The following is a 22,206-nucleotide window of genomic DNA, read 5'->3' as shown; positions in this document are numbered from 1 at the left end:
CACGCCGCGGCTCACCGACAGATAACGGTGCACAACGCCCCGTTCGCCCATACTCGGATCATGAGCCTCGCCGACGCCGCACGCACGATCAACGCCACCGCCTACGGCTACATCTCGTCGTGGGCGCTCCTCACCGCCGCCGAACAGCGCGTGTTCGATCGACTCCCAGCGGCGAGCAGCGACCTCTCCGACACGTACCCCGACGCCGACCTCGTCGACACCTGGTTCCACACGCTCGCGGCTTCGGGACTCGTCGAACACGAAAGCGACGGCGACACGTGGTCGCTCACCGACGACATGGCCAAGCTCCTCAGCGGCGACAACTCTTACGCCGACTACCTCGGCGGCCAGATCATGCAGCAGATGACACCACGCCTCATGTCGGGCTCCGCCGAGCAGAACGTGCTGGCACAGGTGTTGGCCGACCCCGAATCGCGTCGCGGCTACGAAGGATGGTTCGCCGACGCCGACGAGGCCCACGCCTACCAGTCGTCGCAGTACGCCGGATCGCTCGGCCCGGCCAAGGCACTCGCCGCCGCACTTCCCGACCCGACAGGGCGCGTGCTCGATCTCGGCGGCGGATGGGGAGCGATCGCTCGCGCCATCGCGAAGCGTCACGGAATCGACGTCGACGTGGTCGACTTCGCCACGGTGATCGACAGCGCACCGCCGGCCGACTCGACGGTCACCTTCCACGACGGCAACGCACTCGACCCCTCGACGTGGCCGACGAGCACCGACAGCGTTCGCTACGACGGCGCCGTGCTCAGCTATCTCTTCTCGTCGATTCCCGGCAGCGAACACGATCGACTGCTCGGCGCACTCGCCGATCGCGGCGTCCGCTGGATCGCCGTCCACGACTTCATGGTGGGTGGCGGAACCTGGGCCGCGGCGTGGTCACTCCAGCATGCGGTATTCGTTCCCGGCCACACATCACGGTCGTCCGACGAGGTCAACGCGATGCTCCAACGACATGGCTTCACCCCTGTGTCGACCGGCCCGCTCGTCGACGAGATGACAACACTCACGGTCGGTGTTCGTTCGAGCACGGAGTGATCACAGCGTTGCGGCACATGACCTGACAGCGGTGAACAGCGTTCATCACGGACCGTGTTCGGCGCCGCCTTGATCGGTTCTTGACAAAATGTGCGCCATATCAGCGGGGGTCCCCGACACGTTCGTACGGCGTCATGCATACTCCGAAGATCGACCCCGATCGACGGAGAGAGAACATGAACCAACGAACGAGGACCCGGGCGGGCCTCGTGGTCGCAACCGTGATCGCAGCGACTGCAGGCGGCCTCGGACTGGTCCGAGCCGACGACGCTTCCCCGAACAACACCCTCACATCGATCGAACCGTGTCGACTCGTCGACACGCGTGACGCGACCGTCGTCGGCGATCGACTCGAGCCGATCGGCCCCGGTGAGGTCGCCACCTTCGCCGCCATCGGCAACAACGGCCACTGCGTCGGCATCGCCGCCGATGCCAACGCCGTGTCGGTGCACGTCACGGCGAGCAACGCCACCGAACCTTCGTTCTTCACGATGTATCCGGCGGGCGGCGACCTCCCCACGATCGCGCAACTCAACTTCCAAGCGGCCCCGGCGGTCACCTCCAACACCACGACCGTCACGCTGTCGTCGACCGGCGAGTTCTCGATCTACAACCGGTCGGGCAGCGTCGACGTCGTCATCGACCTCCTCGGCTACTTCGCCCCCGGCGAGGCCGGCGAGCCGGGGCCTCCCGGACCACAAGGCCCCGAAGGCCCAGCCGGACCCGTCGGACCGGAGGGGCCCGCCGGACCGGCAAGCGCCGCTGCCCCACCCGGACCTCCCGGACCACAGGGCCCCGAAGGGCCGGCCGGGCCGGCCACGCCAGCGACCTACACCAACCCGCAGTGGGGCGTGATGCTGCGCAACACGACCGGAGCCGCGACCGCACAACTCCGCGGCGGACCGGTCAGCCAGGCCAACGGCGACATCCACCAACCGCCCCACGGCGAGGGCAGCCTCCAGCTTCTGGTTCCCGACGGCGACAAGGTCGACTTCGGCAACGAAGTCGACTTCGTCGGTGACGACGCAACGGCGCTCACCGAGATCGGCTTCCAGTGGTTCTCGACCGGCGAGAGCAACGCGCTGGCCGGCACCAACGTGCCGAGCATCCGCTTCGAGATCGATCCGAACGGTGCCGGCTCCCACGACATCGTCGACGACTACGCCTCGATGGTGTTCGTCCCGGCCGCGGAGAGCCCCGACAACGGCTGGACGGGATACGTCGACGCCACCGATGACGCCGCCGGCACGTGGTTCATCACCGGTGCGCCCGCCGCCGACGACTGCCGTCAGGCAGCTCCGTGCACGTGGAGCACCCTGCAGACTTACCTGGGCACCGCGCCGACTCCCCCGACGATCAGCACCGTGGCCGTCGGCAAGGGCACCGACGTCGCTGCCTTCCAGGGAGCCGTCGACGGCCTGCGCATCAACGACACGATCTACGACTTCGAACCGCTCGGCGTGATCGAAGTGGCGGTCGCCCCGTCCTGACCGAGCCTGCCCTCACCATCCCGGCCCTGACCAACCCTGTCGCACCGTCCGCGTACGGTGTCGGGCATGACACTTCGATTCGACATGTTGGGCATCGTCGCCCGCGACCTCCCGGCCTCGCTGGCCTTCTACCGGCTGCTCGGCCTCGACATTCCGGCGAGCGCCGACGACGAACCGCACGTCGAGATCACACTGCCCAACGGCCTGCGCATGGCGTGGGATCCGGTGTCGACCATCCAGAAGTTCGACGAGTCGTGGGTCGCTCCGAGCGGCTCACCGCGCACCGCCTTCGCGTTCCTGTGTGACTCCCCCGCCGAGGTCGACGAGACCCACGCGCGGCTCGTGGCGGCGGGCGCACACAGCCACCTCGACCCGTGGGACGCGTTCTGGGGCCAGCGCTACGCCACGGTGCACGATCCCGACGGCAACGGCGTCGACCTCTTCGCCCCGCTCGACGCGTCCGGCGAGTAGTCAGCCGCTACGACCCGCCGAGGCGGTACTCCCCCGTCGACCGATACCTGCTCAGGCCTCGAGCAACTCGGCCAGCAGCGCTGCGTTCGACGCAGCGACCGGGCGGCGACGGGCGGCGTGGTCGAGTGTGACGAGATCACGGCCGAGCGCATCGGCCACCACTCCCCCGGCCTCCTCGACGATCAGCACCGACGCGAGGTAGTCCCACACGCCGATTCTGTCGTCGTCGAAGTCGATGTACGCGTCGAAGCCGCCGCCCACGCCTGCACCGGCGACCGATGCCACGTCGAGCGCAGTCGCGCCCATGCCGCGGAACTGACGGGGTCGGAACGTCGACGGTGGTCGAGCGTTGACCGCCACGATCGCATCGGCGAGCCCGACCGGATCGGCGACGGTGATCGGTGCGCCGTTGCGCATCGCTCCCCGCCCATGCACCGCAGCGTACGCGACACCCGTCCGCAGATTGAGCACGTGGGCCACGGTCGGCACACCGTCGACGACCAGGCACATCGCGTTGGCGCACCACGGCAAGCCCAGCGCGGCGTTGGTCGATCCGTCGAGCGGGTCGACCACCACCACCGCATCCGGCGCCTCGCCGAGCGGCGACCCGTCGGGGCCGGTGACACCGCTCTCCTCCGACAACACGGCGAACCCGGCGGCGTGCAATGCGCCGATGCACGCGGCGTCGATGTCGACGTCGATCGAGTACTGGGTGGCCCGCTCGCCCGACATCGACCAGTCGTCGTTGGACGTCAAAATGGCCGCGCACTCCGTCGCGATCGAGCCGAAGAGCGCCAGAACCCGCTCGCTGTCTCGAGGGTCGACCACTCCGTCGGGTCGATCGGCATCGGCGACGTTGGTCGGGTTCACGCAGAGGACGGTAGTGTCCGGATCGCATGGCAGTCATCGATGTAGCGGGATTCGTGGCCGACATTAAGAGTCAGGCCATCGACCACGGCTTTCACGTCCACGACGAGCGTCATTTCGTCGAGACCTATTCGCTTCGCCAACTCTGGGAAGTCGACCTCCACCCCGAGGAGGCCTGCGCCGGCCCGATCGACCTCCACCTCTCGCTCGACGTCGACCCGCGGGCGATGCTCGGGTTCGAAGACGAGGTCATCCGCCTCGAGGAGATGGACGACCCACCGCCGCACGGGTTCACGTTCACCCTGCTGTTCACCTGGACGCTCCCGCCGCTGCCCGAGCCGCCCGACCTGTTGGTGCTCGCCACCGACCTCGCCGGCATCGGCGGCATGGACCTGCCCGTCGAGGTGTCGGCCATCGACTCGTTCCCCTCGGTCACCGACGCTCCCGAGCGCAGCCTCTCGATCGTGGCCAAGATGCCCGTCGACCTCGCCGACGTCTACCTCACCAACGACGACGCCATCGGCGCCGCACTCGAACGCTGCAAGCACGTCAGCCTCTACCTCCTCGACCGGGCTCCCGCCTGGCTCGATGACCTGTGATCACGCAATACGCTGTGATCCCACACCTCACCACCCAAGGAGCCCGCCGTGCGCGTGCATGAACTGATCGACATCCTCACCGACCAGCCGCCAGACGCCGAGGTCGAACTCGCCGTCATCGCACCGGTCGAGGACTCCAACGAAGACATCACCGTCGATCGCTACTTCGTCGACGGAGTGCTGCCGTGGCAGGACGCCGAAGACGACGACGGAGCCGAGATCGCCGATGGCGATCTCACCATCTGGCTCGTCGGCGGCGAAGAGGGCGACGTCAACGCCTTCCTCGACGCCATCGAACAACCCGACGCCTGAGCAGCCCCGACGCCTGAGCAGCCCCGGCGGGTGGGCCTCGCGGCCCATGTGCTGCGGCCCGACGGTGTCCGCGACGTCCTCAGGCGACGAGCATGGTGCCGAGACAGGCCGTCCCTGCCACCAGAATCCACGACAGCAGGCCCAGCACCAGCGGGCGCCCTCCCAAGCGACGCATCTTGGCGATGCGCACGCCGAGCCCGAGGCCGACCAGTGCGACCGTGAGCACGATCTTCTCCACGTCCTTTGCGGTGGCGAGCACGTCGTCGCTCAGCACATCGCTCGATCGCAGCAGAATGGCCGCGAGAAAGCCGACGACGAAGAGGGGCAGCAGCGGCGGGCGCGCTCCCTCGGTGACTTCTGCGTCGGACGTCGATCGACGACGCAACGACACCAGAGCAACCAGCGGGGCCAGTAGCACCACTCGCGTGAGCTTCACCACGGTCGCGGCAGCGAGCGCTTCACTGCCGCCGTGGTTCGCAGTCGCCACGACCTGGCCGACATCGTGGACCGCACCACCGACCCAGGTGCCGTAGTCGGCGCCGCTGAACCCGATCACTTCGGCAATGAGCGGCAACACGACGATCGACAGCGTGCCGCAGAGCGTCACGAGTGTGATCGCGTACGCGGTCTCCTCTTCGTCGGCGTCGATCACTCCGTCCATCGCGGCAATCGCCGACGCCCCGCAGATCGAGTAGCCGGTGGCGACGAGCAGGCTGAGGTCACGAGAGATGCCGAGTCGCCGTCCGAGCCACTGGGTGCCGAAGAAGGTGACCGTGACGACACCGGCCACCACCAACAACCCGTTGGCCCCGAGCCCAGCAAGATCGCCGAGCGACAGGCGAAGACCGAGGATCACGATGCCGACGCGGAGCAACGAACGCGCGCAGAAGGCGACACCGGGTGTGAATCGATCGGGAACGGTCACCACATTGGCGACGAGCGCGCCGAGCACGATGCCGACGACCAGCGGCGACAGCGACGACGACACACCGGCGACCAGCGTCGCCACCGCCGCGATCGCGACGACCAGCAGGATCCCTGGCGCCAAGCGGCAGGCTCGGTCGATGACCGGAGAGGCGCCTGGGCGTTCTTCGATCTCACTCTCCAACATGGCGCCACGACGCTACCGAGGTATGACCGGACAATTCGACGTTCCCCCGGACAAACTCTCGAAGAACCAACCGAACCGGACGCACATGCGAGCGAGTGGGGCGTCCGGGGCTCGAACCCGGGACCGACGGATTATGAGTCCGCTGCTCTGACCAACTGAGCTAACACCCCTCCGCTCCTCGTCGGAGCGTGGCACCAGTCAACACGATCCCCACCGAAAACGACGAAGGCCCACCGCCGGAGCGATGGGCCTTCGTGGCTCCGGGAGCAGGGCTCGAACCTGCGACAACAGCATTAACAGTGCCGTGCTCTGCCAACTGAGCTATCCCGGAATGTGTCGAAGTGCGATGATATCGGCTCGATCTCCACCCGCAACCGGCGAACGGATGTCGTCAGAGATTGGCCGACGCGGCCGACACACCTGCTGATCGAGCCCCCCGCTCGAACCGTGGCTACTCGACTTCGAGAAACTCGCGGAGGCGTTGACTGCGCTGCGGATGACGCAGCTTCGCCAAGGTCTTCGCCTCGATCTGGCGGATGCGCTCTCGTGTCACGCCGAACGCCTTGCCGACCTCTTCGAGGGTCTTGGCCTGCCCGCCGTCGAGCCCGAACCGGAGCCGGACGATCTCCTGCTCCCGCTCCGACAGTTCGTTGAGCACCTCGCCGACCGCATCCGACAGCATGACCTTGGCGGCGGCGTCGGCGGGGCTGTCGGCAGACTCGTCTTGGATGAAATCACCCAGGTTCGATTCGTCTTCCTCCCCGACCGGCGAGTCGAGCGACAACGGATCCTGTGAGATGCGCAGCAACTCGCGGACCCGATCGGGTTCGAGTTGCACGCGCTCGGCGAGCTCTTCGATCGACGGCTCACGCTCGAGCTCCTGGTGCATGGTGCGCTTCGCCCGTGTGACCCGGTTCATGTGCTCGACCATGTGCACCGGGATGCGAATGGTGCGGGCCTGATCGGCGATCGAGCGGGTGATCGCCTGACGGATCCACCAGGTTGCGTACGTCGAGAACTTGAACCCCTTGGTGTAATCGAACTTCTCGACCGCCCGCATCAGACCGAGGTTGCCCTCCTGCACGAGATCGAGGAGTTGCATACCGCGCCCCGAGTACCGCTTGGCGATCGACACCACGAGCCGCAGGTTGGCTTGCGTCAACTCGCTCTTGGCGCGCTCGCCGCGGTTGACCGCCCGCACGAGCATGCGTCCCTCGACGCCCTCGACCGGCTTGCCGGCCTCGTTCGCCTCGTCGATCTTGCCGGCTGCGACCTGGCCTTCTTCGATGAGCTGCGCCAAGCGGCGCTCGTCGTCGATGGTGAGCAGATCGACCTGGCCGATCTCACGCAGATACATGCGAACTGCGTCGGCGGTTCCGCCTTCGCCGCGAGGAGCCTGCTTCTTCGTGCGGCGTTTGCGGCGTCGACTGAGCAGTCGCTCGTCGGCGTCGTCGGGATCGGCCGGCTCGTCGATGACCGAGCGATGAAGCCCCGGCGTGTCGTCGTCGTGGTCGTGCTCGACCGCGTCGTCGATCGAGATGCCCTGATCGGCGAGCGCCGTCTGCACATCGGTGAGCACGTTCTCGGTCAGCTCGACGTGACGCAGCACGTGGCTCACCTGATCGGCGTGCACTTCGCCCGAGGCCTGCCCCTTCTTGAGGAGCTTGCCCCACTCACCGTCGTCGACGCCGAGGAATGGCGCGCCTGACGACGCATCGTTGGTTGCGTCATGTGGTGCGTCAGGAGGTTCCATCGGTCCGTTCTTCTGTGCGGCGGTGCAGCCAACCTAGCAATGACTCAGCGGCGGCGAGGGACCGCTCAGCGTCAGCGCTGGTCAGGTTCTCGACCTCGAGGCGCGCCACACGGTTCTGTTCGAGTTCGACCGGGTCGATCAATCGCTGACGCTGACGCAGCTCGCGACGCACGGCGGCCTCGATCAACTGGCGGGCTTCGACGGTGGCGTCGAGGTCGAGATCGGCCACCGCCGCCCGCTCCAGCACCTGGCGCGCGTCAGGCGGTGCCACCTCGAGGGCGGCCTGCAGGCCACCGGTCTCGGCCAGCGCGAGGAACGCCATCCGGTTCGCATCGTCGTAGAACAGCGCCTCGACGAGCCACTCTGCGATCGAGTCCCAGTCCTGCACCAGCAGCACCAGTGCGGCGAACTCCGCGTTCTCGGGCGGACCGGTGGTGCTCTTGGCCTTGACCTCGATCGACGGTCGGCGCGTGCCGCGCTCGGCGAGGCGGACCATGTCGTTGACGGGGAGCCCCACCTTGGTGGCGACCTCCCCCGCGTACAGCTTGCGCACGTTCGAGTTCGGGTGCTCGTTGACGACCACCATCGCCTCCTCGGCGAGACGTGCCCGGTGCTCGGGCGAATCGGCCGGACGAGAGGCGAGCGTGCGCTGCAACCGGAAACCGAGGAACGGGACCGGGTCGTCGATCGCCTTCGCCAGCGCCTCGGGGTTCGACAGGGCGAGGTCGCCGGGGTCTTTGCCCTGCGGGAGACGGGCGACCGACACCTCCACCTTGTGCTTCTCTTCCCATTCGTAGAAGCGTTCGGCTGCGCCTTGGCCGGCGGCGTCGGCGTCGAACGACAGCACCACCCTGCTCGCGTACCGCTTGAGGATGCGGACGTGTTCCTCGGTGAGCGCGGTGCCACAGGTGGCGACCGCACGCGGCACGCCGGCGAGGTGGAAACCGATGACGTCGGTGTAGCCCTCGCACACCACGACCTGGTCGACCTTGGCCACGTCGGCCTTCGCCCAGTTGAGGCCGTACAGCGTCTTCGACTTCGAGTAGATCGTCGTCTCCGACGAGTTCTTGTACTTCGCCGGGTCGTCGGAGCCGGGCAGGATGCGACCTCCGAACGCCAACGCTTCACCCGAGTCGGAGAAGATGGGGAACATCACCCGCGCCCGGAACGAGTCCTGCATGCGGTTGCGGCGGTTGCGGAACGCGAGACCGACGTCTTGCAGGACGTCGGCGGGCTGCCCGAGCTCACGTGCCAGCAGATCCCAGTCGTCGGGGGCCCAGCCCAGCTTGAACTGGCGAGCGATGTCGCCTGCCAGGCCGCGCTGGCGCAGGTAGTCACGGGCCGCTCGCGCATCGGGGCTCGTCAGCAGTCGCTCGTGATACCACTCGACCGCGTCGCCCATCGCTTCGGTGAGCCGCTTGCGTCGAGCGCGCTCCTTCGACTGCCCGGTGCTCGTGTAGTTGAGTTCGATGCCCGCCTTCGACGCCAGATGCTCGACGGCCCCCGGGAAGTCGAGATGCTCGATCTCCTGGATGAACGTGAACACGTCGCCGCCGGCCTGACAGCCGAAGCACTTGTAGCGCCCCATCTCTTCGCGGACGTTGAACGAGCCCGATTTCTCGGCGTGGAACGGGCACAGTCCGACCCAGTTGCGGCCGACCCGCTTGAGGGCGACGTACTGCTGCACGGTGTCGACGATCGACACCGACGTGCGCAACCGTTCGATGTCGTCGTCGGCGATCCCCATCGCCTGCAACACTACGGCAGCGACGACCGACTCGGGCCACGTGACCGCAGCGTTCGCGGCGGATCGCGTTCGATCGCATCACCCCATCGGGCCTGGTGCTTTTCTACACTTCGACGATGCTTCGACGTCTCGCCATCGCCGCCTCCGCAACGCTGTTGATCAGCGCCTGTGGTGGTGGCAGCAGCGCCCCACAGGAGCAGACCGAGGAGGCGGCCATCGAGGCTGCCACCAAGGCGGTGCGCGGTACCTTCGTGAACCGCTCGGGCGACGTCATCGACTTCATGAACGAGGAATGCCGCAGCAACGTCGACACCGGCGAGATCAAGCAGGCGTTGGCGCTCGCTCAGGTCTTCTTCCAGAGCGACGACTACGACATCGCCGACATCGAGGTCACCGGCACCGTCGAGGACTTCACCCCCGAGGCGGCCACCGTGGTGATCGAGCTGATCACCCCCGAAGGCGCCGACGATCTCGGCTTCCTCACGCTCGGCGACGACGAGGTCGACGTCATCTACGAGAACGGCAAATGGGTCGGTACCGACTGCGACTTCGAAGACACGACCGAGCGCGACGCCGAAGACCTGCAAGCAGCGCTCGACGAACTCGGAGTGTCCGGCACACAGGACGACCCCGCACCGGCCGACCTCGCGGTGCCGATCGGCGAAGGGTTCACACTCGCCATCACCGGCTACACGCCCGATGCTGCGGCGATGATCGAAGACCTCGGCGGCAGCGCCCCGTACCTCGAAGACGGTGAGACGATCGCGCTGCTCGAGTACGACATCGCGTACAGCGGCGACGAAGAACCCGCCTCGCTCAACGATGTCCAACTCCAACTGGTCGGCGCCGACGGCGTGGGTGTCGGCACGACCGGCTGCGGAAACATGAACAACCAGACGTACTACGGCGCGACCGACGTGTTCTCGGGCGGCTCCCGCTCGGTCGTCACCTGCTTCGCTGCGACTCCCGACGCCTTCCCGGCCACGCCGATCGTGTCGGTCAGCGTCGGGTTCAGCGACCGGTCGGTCTACTTCGACGCCGCCACACCGGCCGCCGAGCCCACCTCGGTCGTGGCGAGCACCGGCCCGGCGCCCGATGGCAGCCTCACCGCCGACCGCACCGACCCGTCACCGATCGGCACGCCGGTCGACATCGGCGAGGGATGGACGTTCACGGTCAACGGAGCGAACTTCGACGCCGACGCCGAGGTGCTCGCGGCGAGCGACTTCAACGACCCCGCTCCGGAGGGCCAGGTGTACGTGCTCGTCGACGCGACGATCGCCTACGACGGTGGCAGCGACGGCGAAGCCGGCTCCCTGTTCTCGGTCGACGTGGCGCTCGTCGGCGACTCCAACGTGGCCGCCGACGACCAGTGCAGCGTGTCGTCGCTCGACGGCGAACTCGACCTGTTCGCCGACGTGTTCCCCGGCGGATCGACCTCCGGGACGCTGTGCTTCCTCGCCGACGCCGCCGACACCGACTCGCTCGTCGCCTACGCCACCGGCGAGATCTTCAGCGACGACTACGAGTTCTTCGCCCTCCGCTGACGCGCCGGCTGACCAGCGACGCCAGCGAGCGCTCGATGATCAGTCGTCGACGGTGCTGTCGCTCGGCGTCGCGTCGAAGGCTCGACCGGCTGTGGCCGAGTCCTCCTGCATGCGGGTGAACTTCAACGAGATGCCGATCGATGCGGTGAGCACGATGGCGATCACCGTCAGCGAGAGCCACGTCGGGATGTGGTACCACTCGGCGATGATCATCTTGACGCCGACGAAGGCAAGGATGATCGCCAGACCCTGTTGCAGGAACGCGAATCGGTTGTGCATGTCGGCGAGCAGGAAGTAGAGGGCGCGCAGACCGAGGATGGCGAACGCGTTCGAGGCGAACACGATGAACTGTTCGTTCGACACCGCGAGCACCGCGGGGACGCTGTCGACGGCGAAGATCACGTCGGTGCCCTCGATCAACACGAGGACCGCGAACAGCGGCGTGGCGAGACGCTTGCCGTTCTTCATCGTGAACAGCTTCTGCCCGTCGAACTCGTCGGTCGACGGCACGAACCGGTGAACCACCTTCAAGAACTTCGACTCGCCCGGGTCGATGTGATCGTTGTCGGTGAACACCAGCTTCGCTGCCGTGTAGAGCAGGAACGCACCGAACAGGTACAGCACCCACTCGAAGCGCTCGATCAGGGCGACGCCGGCGAAGATGAACACGGCGCGCAGTGCCAGCGCACCGAAGATGCCCCAGAAGAGCACCCGGTGCTGGTACTTCAACGGCACGCTGAAGTACCCCATGATCAGCGCCCACACGAAGACGTTGTCGATGCTCAGCGACTTCTCGATCAGGAAGCCCGAGATGTACTCGCCGCTCGCCGCCGCGCCGAACCACCAGGCGACCACGCCGGTGAAGGCGATACCGCAGCTGATCCAGACGATCGACTCGATCGCCGCCTCTTTGGTCTCGACCTCGTGCGCTTCCTTGTGCACCACGAGGAGGTCGACGAGCAGCATCACCGAGATGATGACGAGCAGCGTGATCCACTGCCACGGGGCCACGTCGAGGTCGACGAGATTCTCTCGACCCTCGGATTCGGCAAGCAGCGCAGCGAACATCTGCACAGTCTGCCGCCTTCCGAACCCCGCCAGACGCCAACCTGGTTACATCGCTCCGGGAGCGATGTAACCAGGTTGGGCTAGCGGTTGCGGATGACGGCTTGGGCGGCGCTGAGGCGGGCGATCGGCACCCGGTACGGGCTGCACGACACGTAGTCGAGACCCGCTCGGTAGAACAGATCGATCGACTCGGGGTCGCCGCCGTGCTCGCCGCACACGCCCATCTTGAGCTTCTTCTTCGTCGACCGGCCACGCTCCACGCCCAGCCGCACGAGGTCTCCGACACCCGTCTGATCGATCGTGTCGAAGGGGTTGCGCTTCAGCAGTCCCTGGTCGAGGTACGCCGGCATCATCCGGCTCTCGACGTCGTCACGGCTGAACCCGAACGTGAGCTGCGTGAGGTCGTTGGTGCCGAACGAGAAGAAATCGGCCGCTTCGGCGATCTCGTCGGCGCGCACCGCCGCACGCGGGGTCTCGATCATGGTGCCGATCGTGATGTCGGGCTTGTTCTTCATGCCCTTCAGTGCGCTGTCGACCTCGGTCTGTACCCACGAACGAGCGAGCGCCAACTCCTCGCGCGTGACGGTGAGCGGGATCATGATCTCGACGATCGGGTGCTTCTTGCGCTTGCGCAGGGCGGCAGCGGCATCGAGCAGCGCCCGAACCTGCATGGCGTACAGCCCGGGCTTGATCACGCCGAGGCGGACGCCGCGCGTGCCGAGCATCGGGTTGTGCTCCGACCACGCCTCGGCGGCGGCGAGTTCGCGCCGCTCCTGGTCGCTCAGGCCGCCGGAGGCCTGCTTGATCTTCAGTTCTTCGACCGACGGCAGGAACTCGTGCAGCGGCGGATCGAGCAGCCGGATGGTGACGGGAAGGCCGTCCATCGCCTCGAGCACCTCCTCGAAGTCGGCCTGCTGCACCGTGCGGAGTTCGTCGAGCGCTGCGGCTTCCTCCTCCTCGGTGTCGGCGAGGATCATCCGGCGCACGACCGGCAGACGATCGGGAGCGAGGAACATGTGCTCGGTTCGGCACAACCCGATGCCCTCGGCACCGAGGCGACGAGCGTTGGCTGCATCGTCACCGGAGTCGGCGTTGGCGCGAACGGCGAGCTTGCCCTTGCGGACCTTGTCGGCCCATCCGAGCAGGATCTCGAACTCTTCGGGCGGCTCGGCGTCGGCGGTGTGCATCGCTCCGACCACGACCTCACCGGTCGAGCCGTCGAGCGAGATGACGTCACCCTCGCGGACCGTGACCGAACCGACGGTGAACTGCTTTCCGTCGATCTTGATCGCTTCGGCGCCGACGACGGCCGGGGTGCCCCAACCGCGGGCGACGACGGCAGCATGGCTGACCAACCCACCTCGGACGGTCAGGATGCCCTCGGCGACCATCATCCCGTGCACGTCTTCCGGGCTGGTCTCGTTGCGGACGAGGATGACCTCTTCGCCTCGATCGGCGGCGTCGGCGGCATCATCGGCGTTGAAGTAGACCGCACCGACCGCCGCGCCAGGCGATGCCCCGAGGCCCGTGGCCACCACTTCGCCGGACGTGTCGAACTGCGGGTGCAGCACGGCGTCGAGGTGGTCGGCGGTGACGCGTTGCAGCGCTTCCTCACGAGTGATCTTCCAGCGGTCGGCGCCCTTGCCGGTCCCCTTCGTCATGTCGACGGCCATCTTCAGCGCAGCCACGCCGGTTCGTTTGCCGATCCGGGTCTGCAGCATCCAGAGCTTGCCCTGCTCGATGGTGAACTCGGTGTCGCACATGTCGGTGTAGTGCCGTTCGAGGCGCACGAAGATGTCGAGCAGTTCGTCGTAGACCTCGGGGAAGACCTCTTTCATGTCATCGAGGTTCTGCGTGTTGCGAATGCCCGCCACCACGTCTTCGCCCTGTGCGTTGACGAGGAAGTCGCCGTACGGCTTGTTCTCGCCGGTCGACGCGTTGCGGGTGAAACCGACGCCGGTGCCCGAACGCTCGTCACGGTTGCCGAACACCATCGTCTGCACGTTGACCGCGGTGCCGAGCGTGTGCTCGATGTTCTCGCGGACTCGGTAGGCGACGGCGCGAGCCCCGTTCCACGAGGCGAACACGGCTTCGATCGCACCGCGCAACTGCTTGTAGGGGTCCTGTGGGAACGCCTTGCCGGTCTGCTCCTTGGCGAGCTTCTTGTAGTCGGTGCACAGCGACACGAGCGCGTCGGCCGGGATGTCGGCGTCGGTCGCCGCACCGGTCGCCGACCGAGCGTCGGCGAGCCTCGCTTCGAACGCGTCGGCGTCGGCGCCCATCACGACGTTCGCGTACATGGCGATGAACCGGCGGTAGCTGTCGTAGGCGAACCGCTTGCTGCCGGTCACCTTCGCGAGCCCCTTGACCGACTTGTCGTTGAGTCCGAGGTTCAAGACGGTGTCCATCATGCCCGGCATCGAGATGCGTGCTCCCGAGCGGACCGACACGAGGAGCGGGTCGTTCGCGTCGCCGAGCGACCGACCCATCGTGGCCTCGAGTTCCGCGACGTGGCGGGCGATCTCGTCGTCGATGTCGCTCGGCCAACCCGACTCCATGTAGGCGCGGCACGCGTCGGTCGTGACGGTGAATCCCGGTGGCACCGGAAGCTTCAGCACGCTGCTCATCTCGGCGAGATTGGCACCCTTGCCACCCAGCAAGTCCTTGTGTTCCATAGGCGGACGACGATGCTTGTGGTCGAAGCTGTAGACATATCGCATACGTGAATCGAGTGTACGACTCGCGCTGTCCGCGGGCCCGACCGACCAGCCTCCGTCACTCGCCGTAGCATTCCGGGCAGATGTTCCGTTTGCTTGGTTTCGACGTTCGCGTGCAGTCCGGCTTCGTCATCTTCATGGTGCTCATCGTCGCCCTCTACGGCAACGAGTTCGGGTTCTGGCTCGCCGGATCGGTCGCGGTCCTCACGTTGATCCATGAACTCGGTCACGCCGTCGCTGCCCGCAGCGCTGGTGCCGACGCCGAAATCTCGCTGGGGTTCCTCGCCGGCTACGCCTCGTACCGACCGACACGCCCGATCAGCCGAGCGCGTCAGGCGTGGATCTCGTTCGCCGGGCCCGGTGTGCACATCGGCGTCAGCGTCGCCGTACTCCTCGTGATGGGCGTCAACCCGCTGAGCCGCGAGTCGTTCGACGACTCGGCCGCAGCGTTCGCCATCTGGTGGGCGGGTCCGGCGATCGGCATGATGAACCTGATCCCCGTGCTCCCACTCGACGGTGGCAACATCGTCACGTACGGGCTCGATGCGATCGTCCCCGGCCGAGCGCAGAAGCTGATGCTGTACTTCTCGATCGGCGCGACCGTGCTCGGCGCCGGCTGGATGTTCCTCAACGGCTACCAGGGCTTCGGCATCTTCATCGCGTTCCTCATCATCACGCAGCTCCAGATGCTCAACGCCACCAAGCCGCAGCAGCGCGCCACGTCGGCGTGGGACGTCGCCAGGCAAGCGCTCGATGCGGGCAAGGAACAGAAGGCTCGACGTACGCTCGTCGCTGCGCTCACGCACCCGCAGCCGATTCCTGCTCCCGCCGACCTCCGCATGCCGCCCACGCTCGCGAACCGGCTGATCGAACTGCTCCCCCGCCCGCTCCCCCACGGCGATCCGGGCAACGAGTACGTGCTCGCCAATCTGTTGATGATGACCGGTCGCTACGACGAGGCCGCGCACTATGCGGCCGGTTCGTTCGGGCGACACCCCAACACGTTGAGCGCCGCGATCGTCGCTCGATCGGCGGCCGCGCTCGGCGATCACGACACGGCGATCGCCTGGCTCGGGTCGGCGGCCGACGCGGGCACGTCCGACGACGGGCTGGCGACCACCATCGACCGGGCGCCCGAACTGATCCCGCTGCGACAACACCCGACGGTGGCAGCCATCCGCAACTCGCTCGCCCGCTGATCCAAGGCTCGTCGCCGTCGCCAGCCCACCGGCGACTCTCGACGACGAGGCGGGTCAGTCGAGGTGTGCCGGGGCTCGCCCGACGTCGTTGCCGCGCTTGATGTAGGCCAAGCCGATGGTTCCACTCACGCTCGTCACGGTGCCGACCTCGTCACCGTCGACGACGACGGGGCTCCCGGCGGCCGTGCCGTCGGCCACGTCGACGACGCGCAGCGACTTCGGCGCATCCGCGCCTCGGCTGTCCATGCGCTCGACGAGTTCCTGGCCGGGGTAGCACCCCTTCGTGAAGTTGACGGCGAGGTTGGTCACCCCGGTCGTCGCCGGAATCGTCGAACCCGGTTCGATCTCGTTGCCCATGCGCGGCCACCCGGCGGCGATGCGCGCCGCTTCGTGATCGGCGGAGGGCGCTGCCGATGCAGCCGGCGTCAACTCGACGTCGGCGTCGACGCGGATCTTGAACCGGTTGATGCGGGCGACGAGTCCTTCGCCGAAGCCGGCATCGGTGTCGAGCACGAACACGTCGTCGGCCGTGCGGCGGATGCGCGCGAACGAGTCGATCTTGCCGGTCGGGTCGAGGACGAACGTCCAACGAGCGCTGCCGACGGCGAGGTCACGGATCTCCTGTGCGATCTGCGATTGCAGGTAGGTGGAGGCGTCGGCACCCGAGACCGTGACCGTGTCACGGGCCTCGGAGTCGATCAGGTCGGCGGTCAGGTCAACGGCGTCGTCGGTGTTCACTCTTGCAGTCTGGCGTGGCACACTGCGTTCACCATGGCTTCGCAGAATGACTCGAACGACGACGGCCCCATCAGCCCCGACGGCGTCACCGCCGGACGTGGTGGAGCAGACGACGGCGATTTCGGCCTCGACGACCTCGACCGTCTCGCCCGACGCGCCGTCGACAGCGTGCTGCACCTCGTCCGACGAGCCAACGCGCTCGCCGGCGGCGTGCTCATCTTCGTCGTCGTGTGCGCCATCGGTGGCTTCCTGCTCGGGCTCGCTGCGCTGTCGGGTGGTATCCGTACGGTCTGGATCGCACTGGGCGGATTCTTCGGCGTCGTCGCCATCGCGTCGGTGCTCACGGCCATGCTCCGACTTCGCTCGGTCAAGACCGGCGCCGACACGCTCGTGAGCGAGGTTCGTTCGCTGGTCGGAGGCGACCGCGAATCGAAACGAACCGTCGCCGACACCGTCCACTCGACCGAGGGCAAGAGCAACGACGGCATCGTCGACCTGTCACGCGAGTTCTTCTCGATGCGTGGGGCCATCGGCGACCGTGCCGGTCAGTTCCGGGCCCTCACGTCGGCGCTCACTGCGGTCACGTCGTTTCCAGGCCTGATCGCCATCGCCACCCTCATCGGGTTCGCGTTCGCCGGCCTCGGGCTGATCTTCGTCATCGCCCTGCTGCTCTGACTCGACCCGGCCGACGCCGAGTCGGCTCGCCACCTGATCGTCAGGCGTCGGTGCCGGCGGCCCGGCGGGCGGCGGTCATCCGGCGGGCGCCGGGAATCGCCGCGAGCAGAGCCGCCGCTTTGTTGCGACACTCGAGGTCTTCCTCGTCGGGGATGGAGTCGGCCACGATGCCCGCGCCGGCCTGCAAGCTGGCGGTGACGCCGTCGCCGGTGACGAACAGGGTCCGGATGGCGATCGCCGTGTCGAGGTTGCCCGACCAGTCGATGTAGCCCACGACGCCCGCGTACGGGCCGCGTTTGACGGGTTCGAGTTCGTCGATGATCTCCATCGCACGGACCTTCGGTGCCCCCGACACCGTGCCGGCGGGCAGTGTGGCGCGCAGGACGTCGATCGGACCGAGGCCGTCGCGCAGGTCGCCCGACACCTGTGAGGTGAGGTGCATCACGTGGCTGTAGCGCTCGAGGGTCATCAACTCGTCGACCTGCACCGAACCGAATTTCGCCACACGACCGACGTCGTTGCGGGCCAGGTCGACGAGCATCACGTGCTCGGCTCGCTCCTTGGGGTGCTCCATCAACTCGGCGGCCATCATGCGGTCGTGTTCGTCGTTCTTGCCGCGGCGACGCGTGCCGGCGATCGGCCGCGAGATGACCTTGCGGTCGAGGAGTTGCACCATCGGTTCGGGCGACGACCCGACGATCGCGAGCTCGTCGTGCTTGACGTAGTACATGTACGGCGACGGATTGACCTGCCGGAGGACGCGGTAGAAGTCGAACGGGTCGGCGCCGAGTTCGATGTCGTAACGCTGCGACAACACGACCTGGAACACGTCACCGGCGACCACGTACTCCTTCGCCACCTCCACCGCGCGCTGGTACATGCCGTTGGGCATCGTCGACTCGAGCGTCGGGAGCTCGTCGTCGAGCGACGGCGGGGCGACCGGCGTGTACGGGAGTGGTTTGGCGAGGTCGGCGACTGCGACGCTCACGCGTTCGGTCGCGGCGTCGTAGGCCGCGTCGAGTTCGGCGGTGGAGAGCCCGAGGGTCGGCACGCTCTCGATGAGGTACACCCGCTGGCGCCAGTGGTCGAACGCGGCGAGCGAACCGATGACCGACATGACCGCGTCGGGGTAGTCACGATCGTCGTCGGGCGTGTTGGGCAGGTGCTCGACTTCGCGGATGACGTCGTACCCGAGGAAGCCCATGATGCCGCCGTGCAGTGGTGGAAGATCGGGGAACGTCGGGCTGCTGTACTCGGCGAGCATCGCTTCGATCGCCGCGAGGATGCCCTCGTCGGTCGGCACGCCGTCGGGCACCGGCCCATCGATCTCGACGGCGCCGTTGCGCAGGATCAGCGTCGCCGACGGGTTGCGTCCAACGAACGAGAAACGGGCCCAGCGCTCGGCGCCCTCGACCGATTCGAGCAGGAACCCGGGGCCGTCGCCGACGAGCTTGGCGTACACCGCGACGGGCGTCTCGAGATCGGCGAGCAGTTCGGTCCAGACCGGGACGATCGTGTGCTCGGCCGCGTGGGCGTGGAACTCCTCGCGGGAGGGAGAGAACTTCATGGCGTCGACGGCGTGCGCTCGGTCAGCCGAACGAACGGTGGAAGCAGGTGCGCTCGCCCGTGTGGCAGGCGCCGCCGCCTTCCTGGACGACCTTGAACAGCAGCGCGTCGGCGTCGCAGTCGTAGTACGCCTCGCGCACGAACTGCCGCTCCCCCGACGTGTCGCCCTTGCGCCACAGTTCCTGACGGCTCCGTGACCAGTAGACCATCCGCCCCTCTTCGAGGGTCATGCGCAGCGACTCGGCGTTCATCCAGGCCAGCATCAGCACTTCGTTGTCGTCGACATCTTGCGCGATGGCGGTGACCAGCCCGTCGCTGTTGAACTTGATGCCTGCCAACTGCTCGACGACCTCGGGCCGGTCGAGATCGAAAGTGATGCCGCTCATACGAGCAGGATACGGGTGGTGACGCGCTCCGGCCCCACTCGTTTCCGGATCCGTCTGGCGTGTGCGTCGGCGCGTGAACGCTCGGGCATCGGCGACGCGACGAACCCGACGTCAGAGGTAGAGGCCGGTGGACGACTCGTTGCGCTCGGAGGCAACGGCGTGCAGTTCTCGCTCGCGCAGCATGATGTAGTCGTTGCCCTGCACTTCGACCTCGTAGCGGTCGTCGGGGCTGAACAGCACCTTGTCGCCGATCTCGCACGCCCGGACGTTCTGCCCCTGTGCGACGACGGTGGCCCACACGAGCCGCTTCGCCATCTGTGCGGTCGCCGGGATCAAGATGCCGCCCGACGACTTGCGCTCGGCGTCGTCGTCGGCCTCGACGAGGACACGGTCGTTGAGCATCTTGATGGGGAGTTTGTCGTCGTCCATCGCCACGGTCGGGCAGGGTACCGTCAGATCACATGAGCACTGACGACGAGCGCGACGTGGTTCCGACGATCGAGACGGTGTCGTTCACGACGTCCGACGGCGTGGTGATCGAGGGCGATCTCGCATCGGTCGACGGAGCGATCGCCGGCGCCATCGTGTGCCACCCACATCCGCAGTACGGCGGCAACAGACACAACAACGTGGTCGAGGCGCTGTTCGACGCGTTGCCGCGTGCCGGGGTGACGTCGCTGCGCTTCGACTTCCGTTCGGAGTTCGGGGGCGGTGTGGCCGAACAACTCGATGCGGTGGCCGCGCTCGACACCGTTGCCGGTGCGGGCAGCGGTGTGCCGCTGTTCGCCGTGGGCTACTCGTTCGGAGCGATGGTCACGCTGGCGCTCGGCGACGAACGGCTCAGCGGTAAGGCGCTGGTCGCTCCCCCGCTCGGGGTCATGGATCTCGCGCCGGGACGCGACATGCCGACGCTGGTGCTGACGCCGGCGCACGACCAGTTCGCGCCGCCGTCGGTCGCCGAGCCGATCGTCTCGACGTGGGCGGATGCCACGTTCGAGACGATCGAGTCGGTCGATCACTTCGTCGCCGGTCGCGCCGCGCTCGTCGCCGAACGCGTCGCCACCTGGATCACCCGACCTGGTTATTTCCATCCGGGATGGAAATAACCAGGTCGGCGGTCAGCGGCCGATGGCCTCTTCGATCTCGAGGCGCACGTTTTCGGTGATCTCGGGGATCACGTCGACGGTCTCGAAGTTCTGCACGACCTGGCTCACCTTCGACGCGCCGGTGATGACCGACGACACCATGCGGTGCTTGGTGGCCCAGGCGAGCGAGAGCTGCGCCATGGTGCAGCCGATGCGGTCGGCGATCGGGCGGAGGCGCTCGACGCGGGCGATCGCCTGATCGTCGGACAGGCGGTCCTGCAACCACTCGTAGCCCGACAGCGCGCCGCGAGAGTCCTCGGGGATGCCGTCTTTGTACTTGCCGGTGAGAAGTCCTGACGCCAGTGGGCTCCAGATCGTGTTGCCGTAGCCGAAGTCGTCGGTGATGCGGGCGTAGCTCTTCTCGACCGTCTTGCGCTCGAGGAGGTTGTACTGGCTCTGCTCGGTGACCGGCTTGTGCAGTCCGTGGCGGTCGGCGATGTCGATCGCTCCGCGAATGTCGTCGGCCGTCCACTCGCTGGTACCCCAGTAGTGGGCCTTGCCGGCGGTGATGATGTCGCTCATCGCGTGGACGACCTCTTCGAGCGGCGTGTCAGGATCGCCACGGTGGCAGTAGAGCACGTCGACGAAGTCGTCTTGCAGACGTTCGAGCGAACCGTCGATGGCCTGCATGAGGTACTTGCGGTTCAGCGTGTTGCGCATGTTGGGCACTTCGCCGTTGATGCCCCAGTACACCTTGGTGGTGAGGACATACGACCAGCGTGGCCAACCGAGTTCGCGGAAGGCGTGGCCCATGATCTCTTCGCTCTTGCCGCCGGCGTAGGCCTCGGCGTTGTCGAAGAAGTTGCAGCCTGCGTCGCCGGCCGCGGCGATGCACTCGACGGCGGCGTTGTTGTCGATCTGAGCGTCGAACGTGACCCAGCTTCCGAAGCCGAGGACGCTGACCTTGAGACCGGAGTTGCCGAGGCGCCGGTATTCCATGTTCTTGTTGACGGTGGGTTGTGCCATGCGTGCAACGTACCGAGGATTCGGACGGCTGGCTGACACGAGGTCGGCAATCGGCCGACGCCGCGACCGTCGAGGTCAGGCGATCGAGGCGCGGTCGGCTGCGATCTGTCGGCTCATCGTGTCGAGCACGTCGCCACGCAACTTGCGCACGGTCCCGGCGTACGCCCGAGCATCGAGAGCGGCCATCGAACGCGCTCGCTCGATCGCGGTCGGCAACACCTCGTCGGCGGCGACGACCTCGTCGAGATAGCCGGCGTCGGCCGCCCCGGAAGCGCCGGTGATCCGAGCCGTTGCCACGGCCTGCTGGAGGTGCCGCTTGCTCAGTCGTTCGACGGCGATCGTGAAGGCCCAGTCGGGCAGCACCATCCCGATGGCGACCTCGTTCAGTCCGATCTTGCAGTCGACGTCGGCGCCGATGCGCACGTCGCATCCGAGGAGCGTGAGAGCGCCGGCGGCGAGGGCGTGCCCGGTGCACGCGGCGACGATCGGCACCGTCGCTCCGTACAGGCGGCGAACCAGGTCACCGCCGTCGGCGACGAGATCGATCATCGCCGACATGTCACCGCCGCGCATGACGCTCAGGTCGAAGCCCGCCGAGAACTTGCCCTCGCGTCCGTGGAGCACGACCGCCGAGATCGCCTCGTCGGCTTCGGCGACCTCCACGGCGGCGACGATGTCACCGATCATCCCCTTGGAGAGCGCGTTCGCCTTGCCGTCGTCGAGGTGGACGACGAGGACGTTGTCGATGCGTTCGGTGGTCACGGTTGCCATGCAGCCAACGTATTCGCCCCGG

At 67.2% G+C, this 22,206-nt stretch carries 21 protein-coding genes and 2 tRNA genes; 9 read left to right on the top strand and 14 right to left on the bottom strand.

Features of this window, described 5'->3' with window-relative positions; genetic code table 11:
* Positions 1 to 60: 60 nt before the first annotated feature.
* From YM304_RS11460 to YM304_RS11450, 3 genes are all read left to right on the top strand, one after another.
* Complete coding sequence (locus YM304_RS11460) at positions 61 to 1,056, top strand: class I SAM-dependent methyltransferase (RefSeq protein WP_015441847.1); 996 nt, start codon at positions 61 to 63, stop codon at positions 1,054 to 1,056.
* Between the two features lie 176 nt (positions 1,057 to 1,232).
* Positions 1,233 to 2,546: a hypothetical protein gene (locus YM304_RS23960; protein WP_051071409.1), complete on the top strand. Its 1,314-nt coding sequence runs from the start codon at positions 1,233 to 1,235 to the stop codon at positions 2,544 to 2,546.
* Between the two features lie 66 nt (positions 2,547 to 2,612).
* Positions 2,613 to 3,017 carry a VOC family protein gene (locus tag YM304_RS11450; RefSeq protein WP_041298222.1) on the top strand — a complete coding sequence of 135 codons (405 nt, stop codon included), beginning with the start codon at positions 2,613 to 2,615 and terminating at the stop codon, positions 3,015 to 3,017.
* A 51-nt stretch (positions 3,018 to 3,068) separates the two neighbouring features.
* Here YM304_RS11450 and YM304_RS11445 read toward each other — a convergent pair whose 3' ends face one another.
* Positions 3,069 to 3,887 carry an inositol monophosphatase family protein gene (locus tag YM304_RS11445; RefSeq protein ID WP_015441844.1) on the bottom strand — a complete coding sequence of 273 codons (819 nt, stop codon included), beginning with the start codon at positions 3,885 to 3,887 and terminating at the stop codon, positions 3,069 to 3,071.
* A gap of 26 nt (positions 3,888 to 3,913) precedes the next feature.
* Here YM304_RS11445 and YM304_RS11440 point away from each other — a divergent pair, with 26 nt between their 5' ends.
* Both YM304_RS11440 and YM304_RS11435 read left to right on the top strand, forming a co-directional pair.
* Positions 3,914 to 4,483 carry a hypothetical protein gene (locus YM304_RS11440; protein WP_041298220.1) on the top strand — a complete coding sequence of 190 codons (570 nt, stop codon included), beginning with the start codon at positions 3,914 to 3,916 and terminating at the stop codon, positions 4,481 to 4,483.
* Between the two features lie 48 nt (positions 4,484 to 4,531).
* Positions 4,532 to 4,795 carry a hypothetical protein gene (locus YM304_RS11435; RefSeq protein ID WP_015441842.1) on the top strand — a complete coding sequence of 88 codons (264 nt, stop codon included), beginning with the start codon at positions 4,532 to 4,534 and terminating at the stop codon, positions 4,793 to 4,795.
* A gap of 79 nt (positions 4,796 to 4,874) precedes the next feature.
* On the opposite strand, the gene YM304_RS11430 is transcribed toward YM304_RS11435, so the two are convergent.
* The 5 genes from YM304_RS11430 to dnaG form a co-directional block, all read right to left on the bottom strand.
* Positions 4,875 to 5,906 (bottom strand): YeiH family protein, encoded by a 1,032-nt coding sequence (locus tag YM304_RS11430; RefSeq protein WP_015441841.1) that lies wholly within the window; start codon positions 5,904 to 5,906, stop codon positions 4,875 to 4,877.
* A gap of 96 nt (positions 5,907 to 6,002) precedes the next feature.
* Positions 6,003 to 6,076 (bottom strand) — tRNA-Ile (locus YM304_RS11425).
* Between the two features lie 85 nt (positions 6,077 to 6,161).
* Positions 6,162 to 6,237: transfer RNA gene (locus YM304_RS11420), tRNA-Asn, on the bottom strand.
* Between the two features lie 120 nt (positions 6,238 to 6,357).
* Complete coding sequence (gene rpoD, locus YM304_RS11415; protein ID WP_015441840.1) at positions 6,358 to 7,659, bottom strand: RNA polymerase sigma factor RpoD; 1,302 nt, start codon at positions 7,657 to 7,659, stop codon at positions 6,358 to 6,360.
* A complete protein-coding gene (gene dnaG, locus YM304_RS11410; RefSeq protein WP_051071408.1) occupies positions 7,646 to 9,406 on the bottom strand; it encodes a DNA primase in 1,761 nt (586 codons plus the stop codon). Before dnaG ends, rpoD begins: the two co-directional genes overlap by 14 nt.
* A gap of 116 nt (positions 9,407 to 9,522) precedes the next feature.
* On the opposite strand from dnaG, the gene YM304_RS11405 reads away from it, so the two are divergent.
* The gene (locus tag YM304_RS11405; protein WP_015441838.1) at positions 9,523 to 10,953 is read left to right on the top strand and encodes a hypothetical protein; all 1,431 of its coding nucleotides are present in this window, start codon (positions 9,523 to 9,525) and stop codon (positions 10,951 to 10,953) included.
* Positions 10,954 to 10,992: 39 nt separating this feature from the next.
* Here YM304_RS11405 and YM304_RS11400 read toward each other — a convergent pair whose 3' ends face one another.
* Entirely contained in the window at positions 10,993 to 12,021 is a 1,029-nt protein-coding gene (locus YM304_RS11400; RefSeq protein WP_154723423.1) for a TerC family protein, read from the bottom strand.
* An 80-nt stretch (positions 12,022 to 12,101) separates the two neighbouring features.
* On the bottom strand, positions 12,102 to 14,741 hold the full coding sequence (ppdK, locus tag YM304_RS11395) for a pyruvate, phosphate dikinase (RefSeq protein ID WP_015441836.1): 2,640 nt from the start codon (positions 14,739 to 14,741) through the stop codon (positions 12,102 to 12,104).
* An 80-nt stretch (positions 14,742 to 14,821) separates the two neighbouring features.
* On the opposite strand from ppdK, the gene YM304_RS11390 reads away from it, so the two are divergent.
* On the top strand, positions 14,822 to 15,937 hold the full coding sequence (locus YM304_RS11390) for a metalloprotease (protein ID WP_041298218.1): 1,116 nt from the start codon (positions 14,822 to 14,824) through the stop codon (positions 15,935 to 15,937).
* 54 nt (positions 15,938 to 15,991) lie between these two features.
* On the opposite strand, the gene ygfZ is transcribed toward YM304_RS11390, so the two are convergent.
* Positions 15,992 to 16,675, bottom strand: a complete 684-nt coding sequence (gene ygfZ / locus YM304_RS23955; protein ID WP_015441834.1) for a CAF17-like 4Fe-4S cluster assembly/insertion protein YgfZ — start codon at positions 16,673 to 16,675, stop codon at positions 15,992 to 15,994.
* Between the two features lie 33 nt (positions 16,676 to 16,708).
* On the opposite strand from ygfZ, the gene YM304_RS24725 reads away from it, so the two are divergent.
* Positions 16,709 to 17,350, top strand: a complete 642-nt coding sequence (locus YM304_RS24725) for a hypothetical protein (RefSeq protein WP_015441833.1) — start codon at positions 16,709 to 16,711, stop codon at positions 17,348 to 17,350.
* 40 nt (positions 17,351 to 17,390) lie between these two features.
* Here YM304_RS24725 and trpE read toward each other — a convergent pair whose 3' ends face one another.
* The 3 genes from trpE to YM304_RS11365 all read right to left on the bottom strand — a co-directional run bounded on the left by trpE (position 17,391) and on the right by YM304_RS11365 (position 19,731).
* The gene (gene trpE / locus YM304_RS11375; RefSeq protein ID WP_015441832.1) at positions 17,391 to 18,917 is read right to left on the bottom strand and encodes an anthranilate synthase component I; all 1,527 of its coding nucleotides are present in this window, start codon (positions 18,915 to 18,917) and stop codon (positions 17,391 to 17,393) included.
* A 22-nt stretch (positions 18,918 to 18,939) separates the two neighbouring features.
* Positions 18,940 to 19,302 (bottom strand): phosphoribosyl-AMP cyclohydrolase, encoded by a 363-nt coding sequence (hisI, locus tag YM304_RS11370; protein ID WP_015441831.1) that lies wholly within the window; start codon positions 19,300 to 19,302, stop codon positions 18,940 to 18,942.
* A gap of 111 nt (positions 19,303 to 19,413) precedes the next feature.
* Complete coding sequence (locus YM304_RS11365) at positions 19,414 to 19,731, bottom strand: GroES family chaperonin (protein WP_015441830.1); 318 nt, start codon at positions 19,729 to 19,731, stop codon at positions 19,414 to 19,416.
* 32 nt (positions 19,732 to 19,763) lie between these two features.
* Between YM304_RS11365 and YM304_RS22470 the strand changes: the two genes are divergently transcribed.
* The gene (locus tag YM304_RS22470; RefSeq protein ID WP_015441829.1) at positions 19,764 to 20,408 is read left to right on the top strand and encodes an alpha/beta hydrolase; all 645 of its coding nucleotides are present in this window, start codon (positions 19,764 to 19,766) and stop codon (positions 20,406 to 20,408) included.
* A 12-nt stretch (positions 20,409 to 20,420) separates the two neighbouring features.
* On the opposite strand, the gene YM304_RS11355 is transcribed toward YM304_RS22470, so the two are convergent.
* Positions 20,421 to 21,386 carry an aldo/keto reductase gene (locus YM304_RS11355; protein WP_015441828.1) on the bottom strand — a complete coding sequence of 322 codons (966 nt, stop codon included), beginning with the start codon at positions 21,384 to 21,386 and terminating at the stop codon, positions 20,421 to 20,423.
* A gap of 102 nt (positions 21,387 to 21,488) precedes the next feature.
* Positions 21,489 to 22,184: a crotonase/enoyl-CoA hydratase family protein gene (locus YM304_RS11350; RefSeq protein ID WP_015441827.1), complete on the bottom strand. Its 696-nt coding sequence runs from the start codon at positions 22,182 to 22,184 to the stop codon at positions 21,489 to 21,491.
* Positions 22,185 to 22,206 lie beyond the last annotated feature (22 nt).

This window comes from Ilumatobacter coccineus YM16-304 (assembly GCF_000348785.1).
In the GTDB taxonomy this organism is placed as follows: domain Bacteria; phylum Actinomycetota; class Acidimicrobiia; order Acidimicrobiales; family Ilumatobacteraceae; genus Ilumatobacter_A; species Ilumatobacter_A coccineus.
This window is presented reverse-complemented; position numbering and strand designations above follow the sequence as displayed.

Coding starts and splice junctions, on each gene's coding strand:
- dnaG (WP_051071408.1), bottom strand. CDS start 9,406: ATGGGGATCGCCGACGACGACATCGAACGGTTGCGCACGTCGGTGTCG.
- ppdK (WP_015441836.1), bottom strand. CDS start 14,741: ATGCGATATGTCTACAGCTTCGACCACAAGCATCGTCGTCCGCCTATG.
- trpE (WP_015441832.1), bottom strand. CDS start 18,917: ATGAAGTTCTCTCCCTCCCGCGAGGAGTTCCACGCCCACGCGGCCGAG.
- YM304_RS11400 (WP_154723423.1), bottom strand. CDS start 12,021: ATGTTCGCTGCGCTGCTTGCCGAATCCGAGGGTCGAGAGAATCTCGTC.
- YM304_RS22470 (WP_015441829.1), top strand. CDS start 19,764: ATGAGCACTGACGACGAGCGCGACGTGGTTCCGACGATCGAGACGGTG.
- YM304_RS11460 (WP_015441847.1), top strand. CDS start 61: ATGAGCCTCGCCGACGCCGCACGCACGATCAACGCCACCGCCTACGGC.
- YM304_RS11450 (WP_041298222.1), top strand. CDS start 2,613: ATGACACTTCGATTCGACATGTTGGGCATCGTCGCCCGCGACCTCCCG.
- YM304_RS11390 (WP_041298218.1), top strand. CDS start 14,822: ATGTTCCGTTTGCTTGGTTTCGACGTTCGCGTGCAGTCCGGCTTCGTC.
- hisI (WP_015441831.1), bottom strand. CDS start 19,302: ATGAGCGGCATCACTTTCGATCTCGACCGGCCCGAGGTCGTCGAGCAG.
- YM304_RS24725 (WP_015441833.1), top strand. CDS start 16,709: ATGGCTTCGCAGAATGACTCGAACGACGACGGCCCCATCAGCCCCGAC.
- YM304_RS11355 (WP_015441828.1), bottom strand. CDS start 21,386: ATGGAATACCGGCGCCTCGGCAACTCCGGTCTCAAGGTCAGCGTCCTC.
- YM304_RS11440 (WP_041298220.1), top strand. CDS start 3,914: ATGGCAGTCATCGATGTAGCGGGATTCGTGGCCGACATTAAGAGTCAG.
- YM304_RS11365 (WP_015441830.1), bottom strand. CDS start 19,731: ATGGACGACGACAAACTCCCCATCAAGATGCTCAACGACCGTGTCCTC.
- YM304_RS11405 (WP_015441838.1), top strand. CDS start 9,523: ATGCTTCGACGTCTCGCCATCGCCGCCTCCGCAACGCTGTTGATCAGC.
- YM304_RS23960 (WP_051071409.1), top strand. CDS start 1,233: ATGAACCAACGAACGAGGACCCGGGCGGGCCTCGTGGTCGCAACCGTG.
- YM304_RS11430 (WP_015441841.1), bottom strand. CDS start 5,906: ATGTTGGAGAGTGAGATCGAAGAACGCCCAGGCGCCTCTCCGGTCATC.
- rpoD (WP_015441840.1), bottom strand. CDS start 7,659: ATGGAACCTCCTGACGCACCACATGACGCAACCAACGATGCGTCGTCA.
- YM304_RS11350 (WP_015441827.1), bottom strand. CDS start 22,184: ATGGCAACCGTGACCACCGAACGCATCGACAACGTCCTCGTCGTCCAC.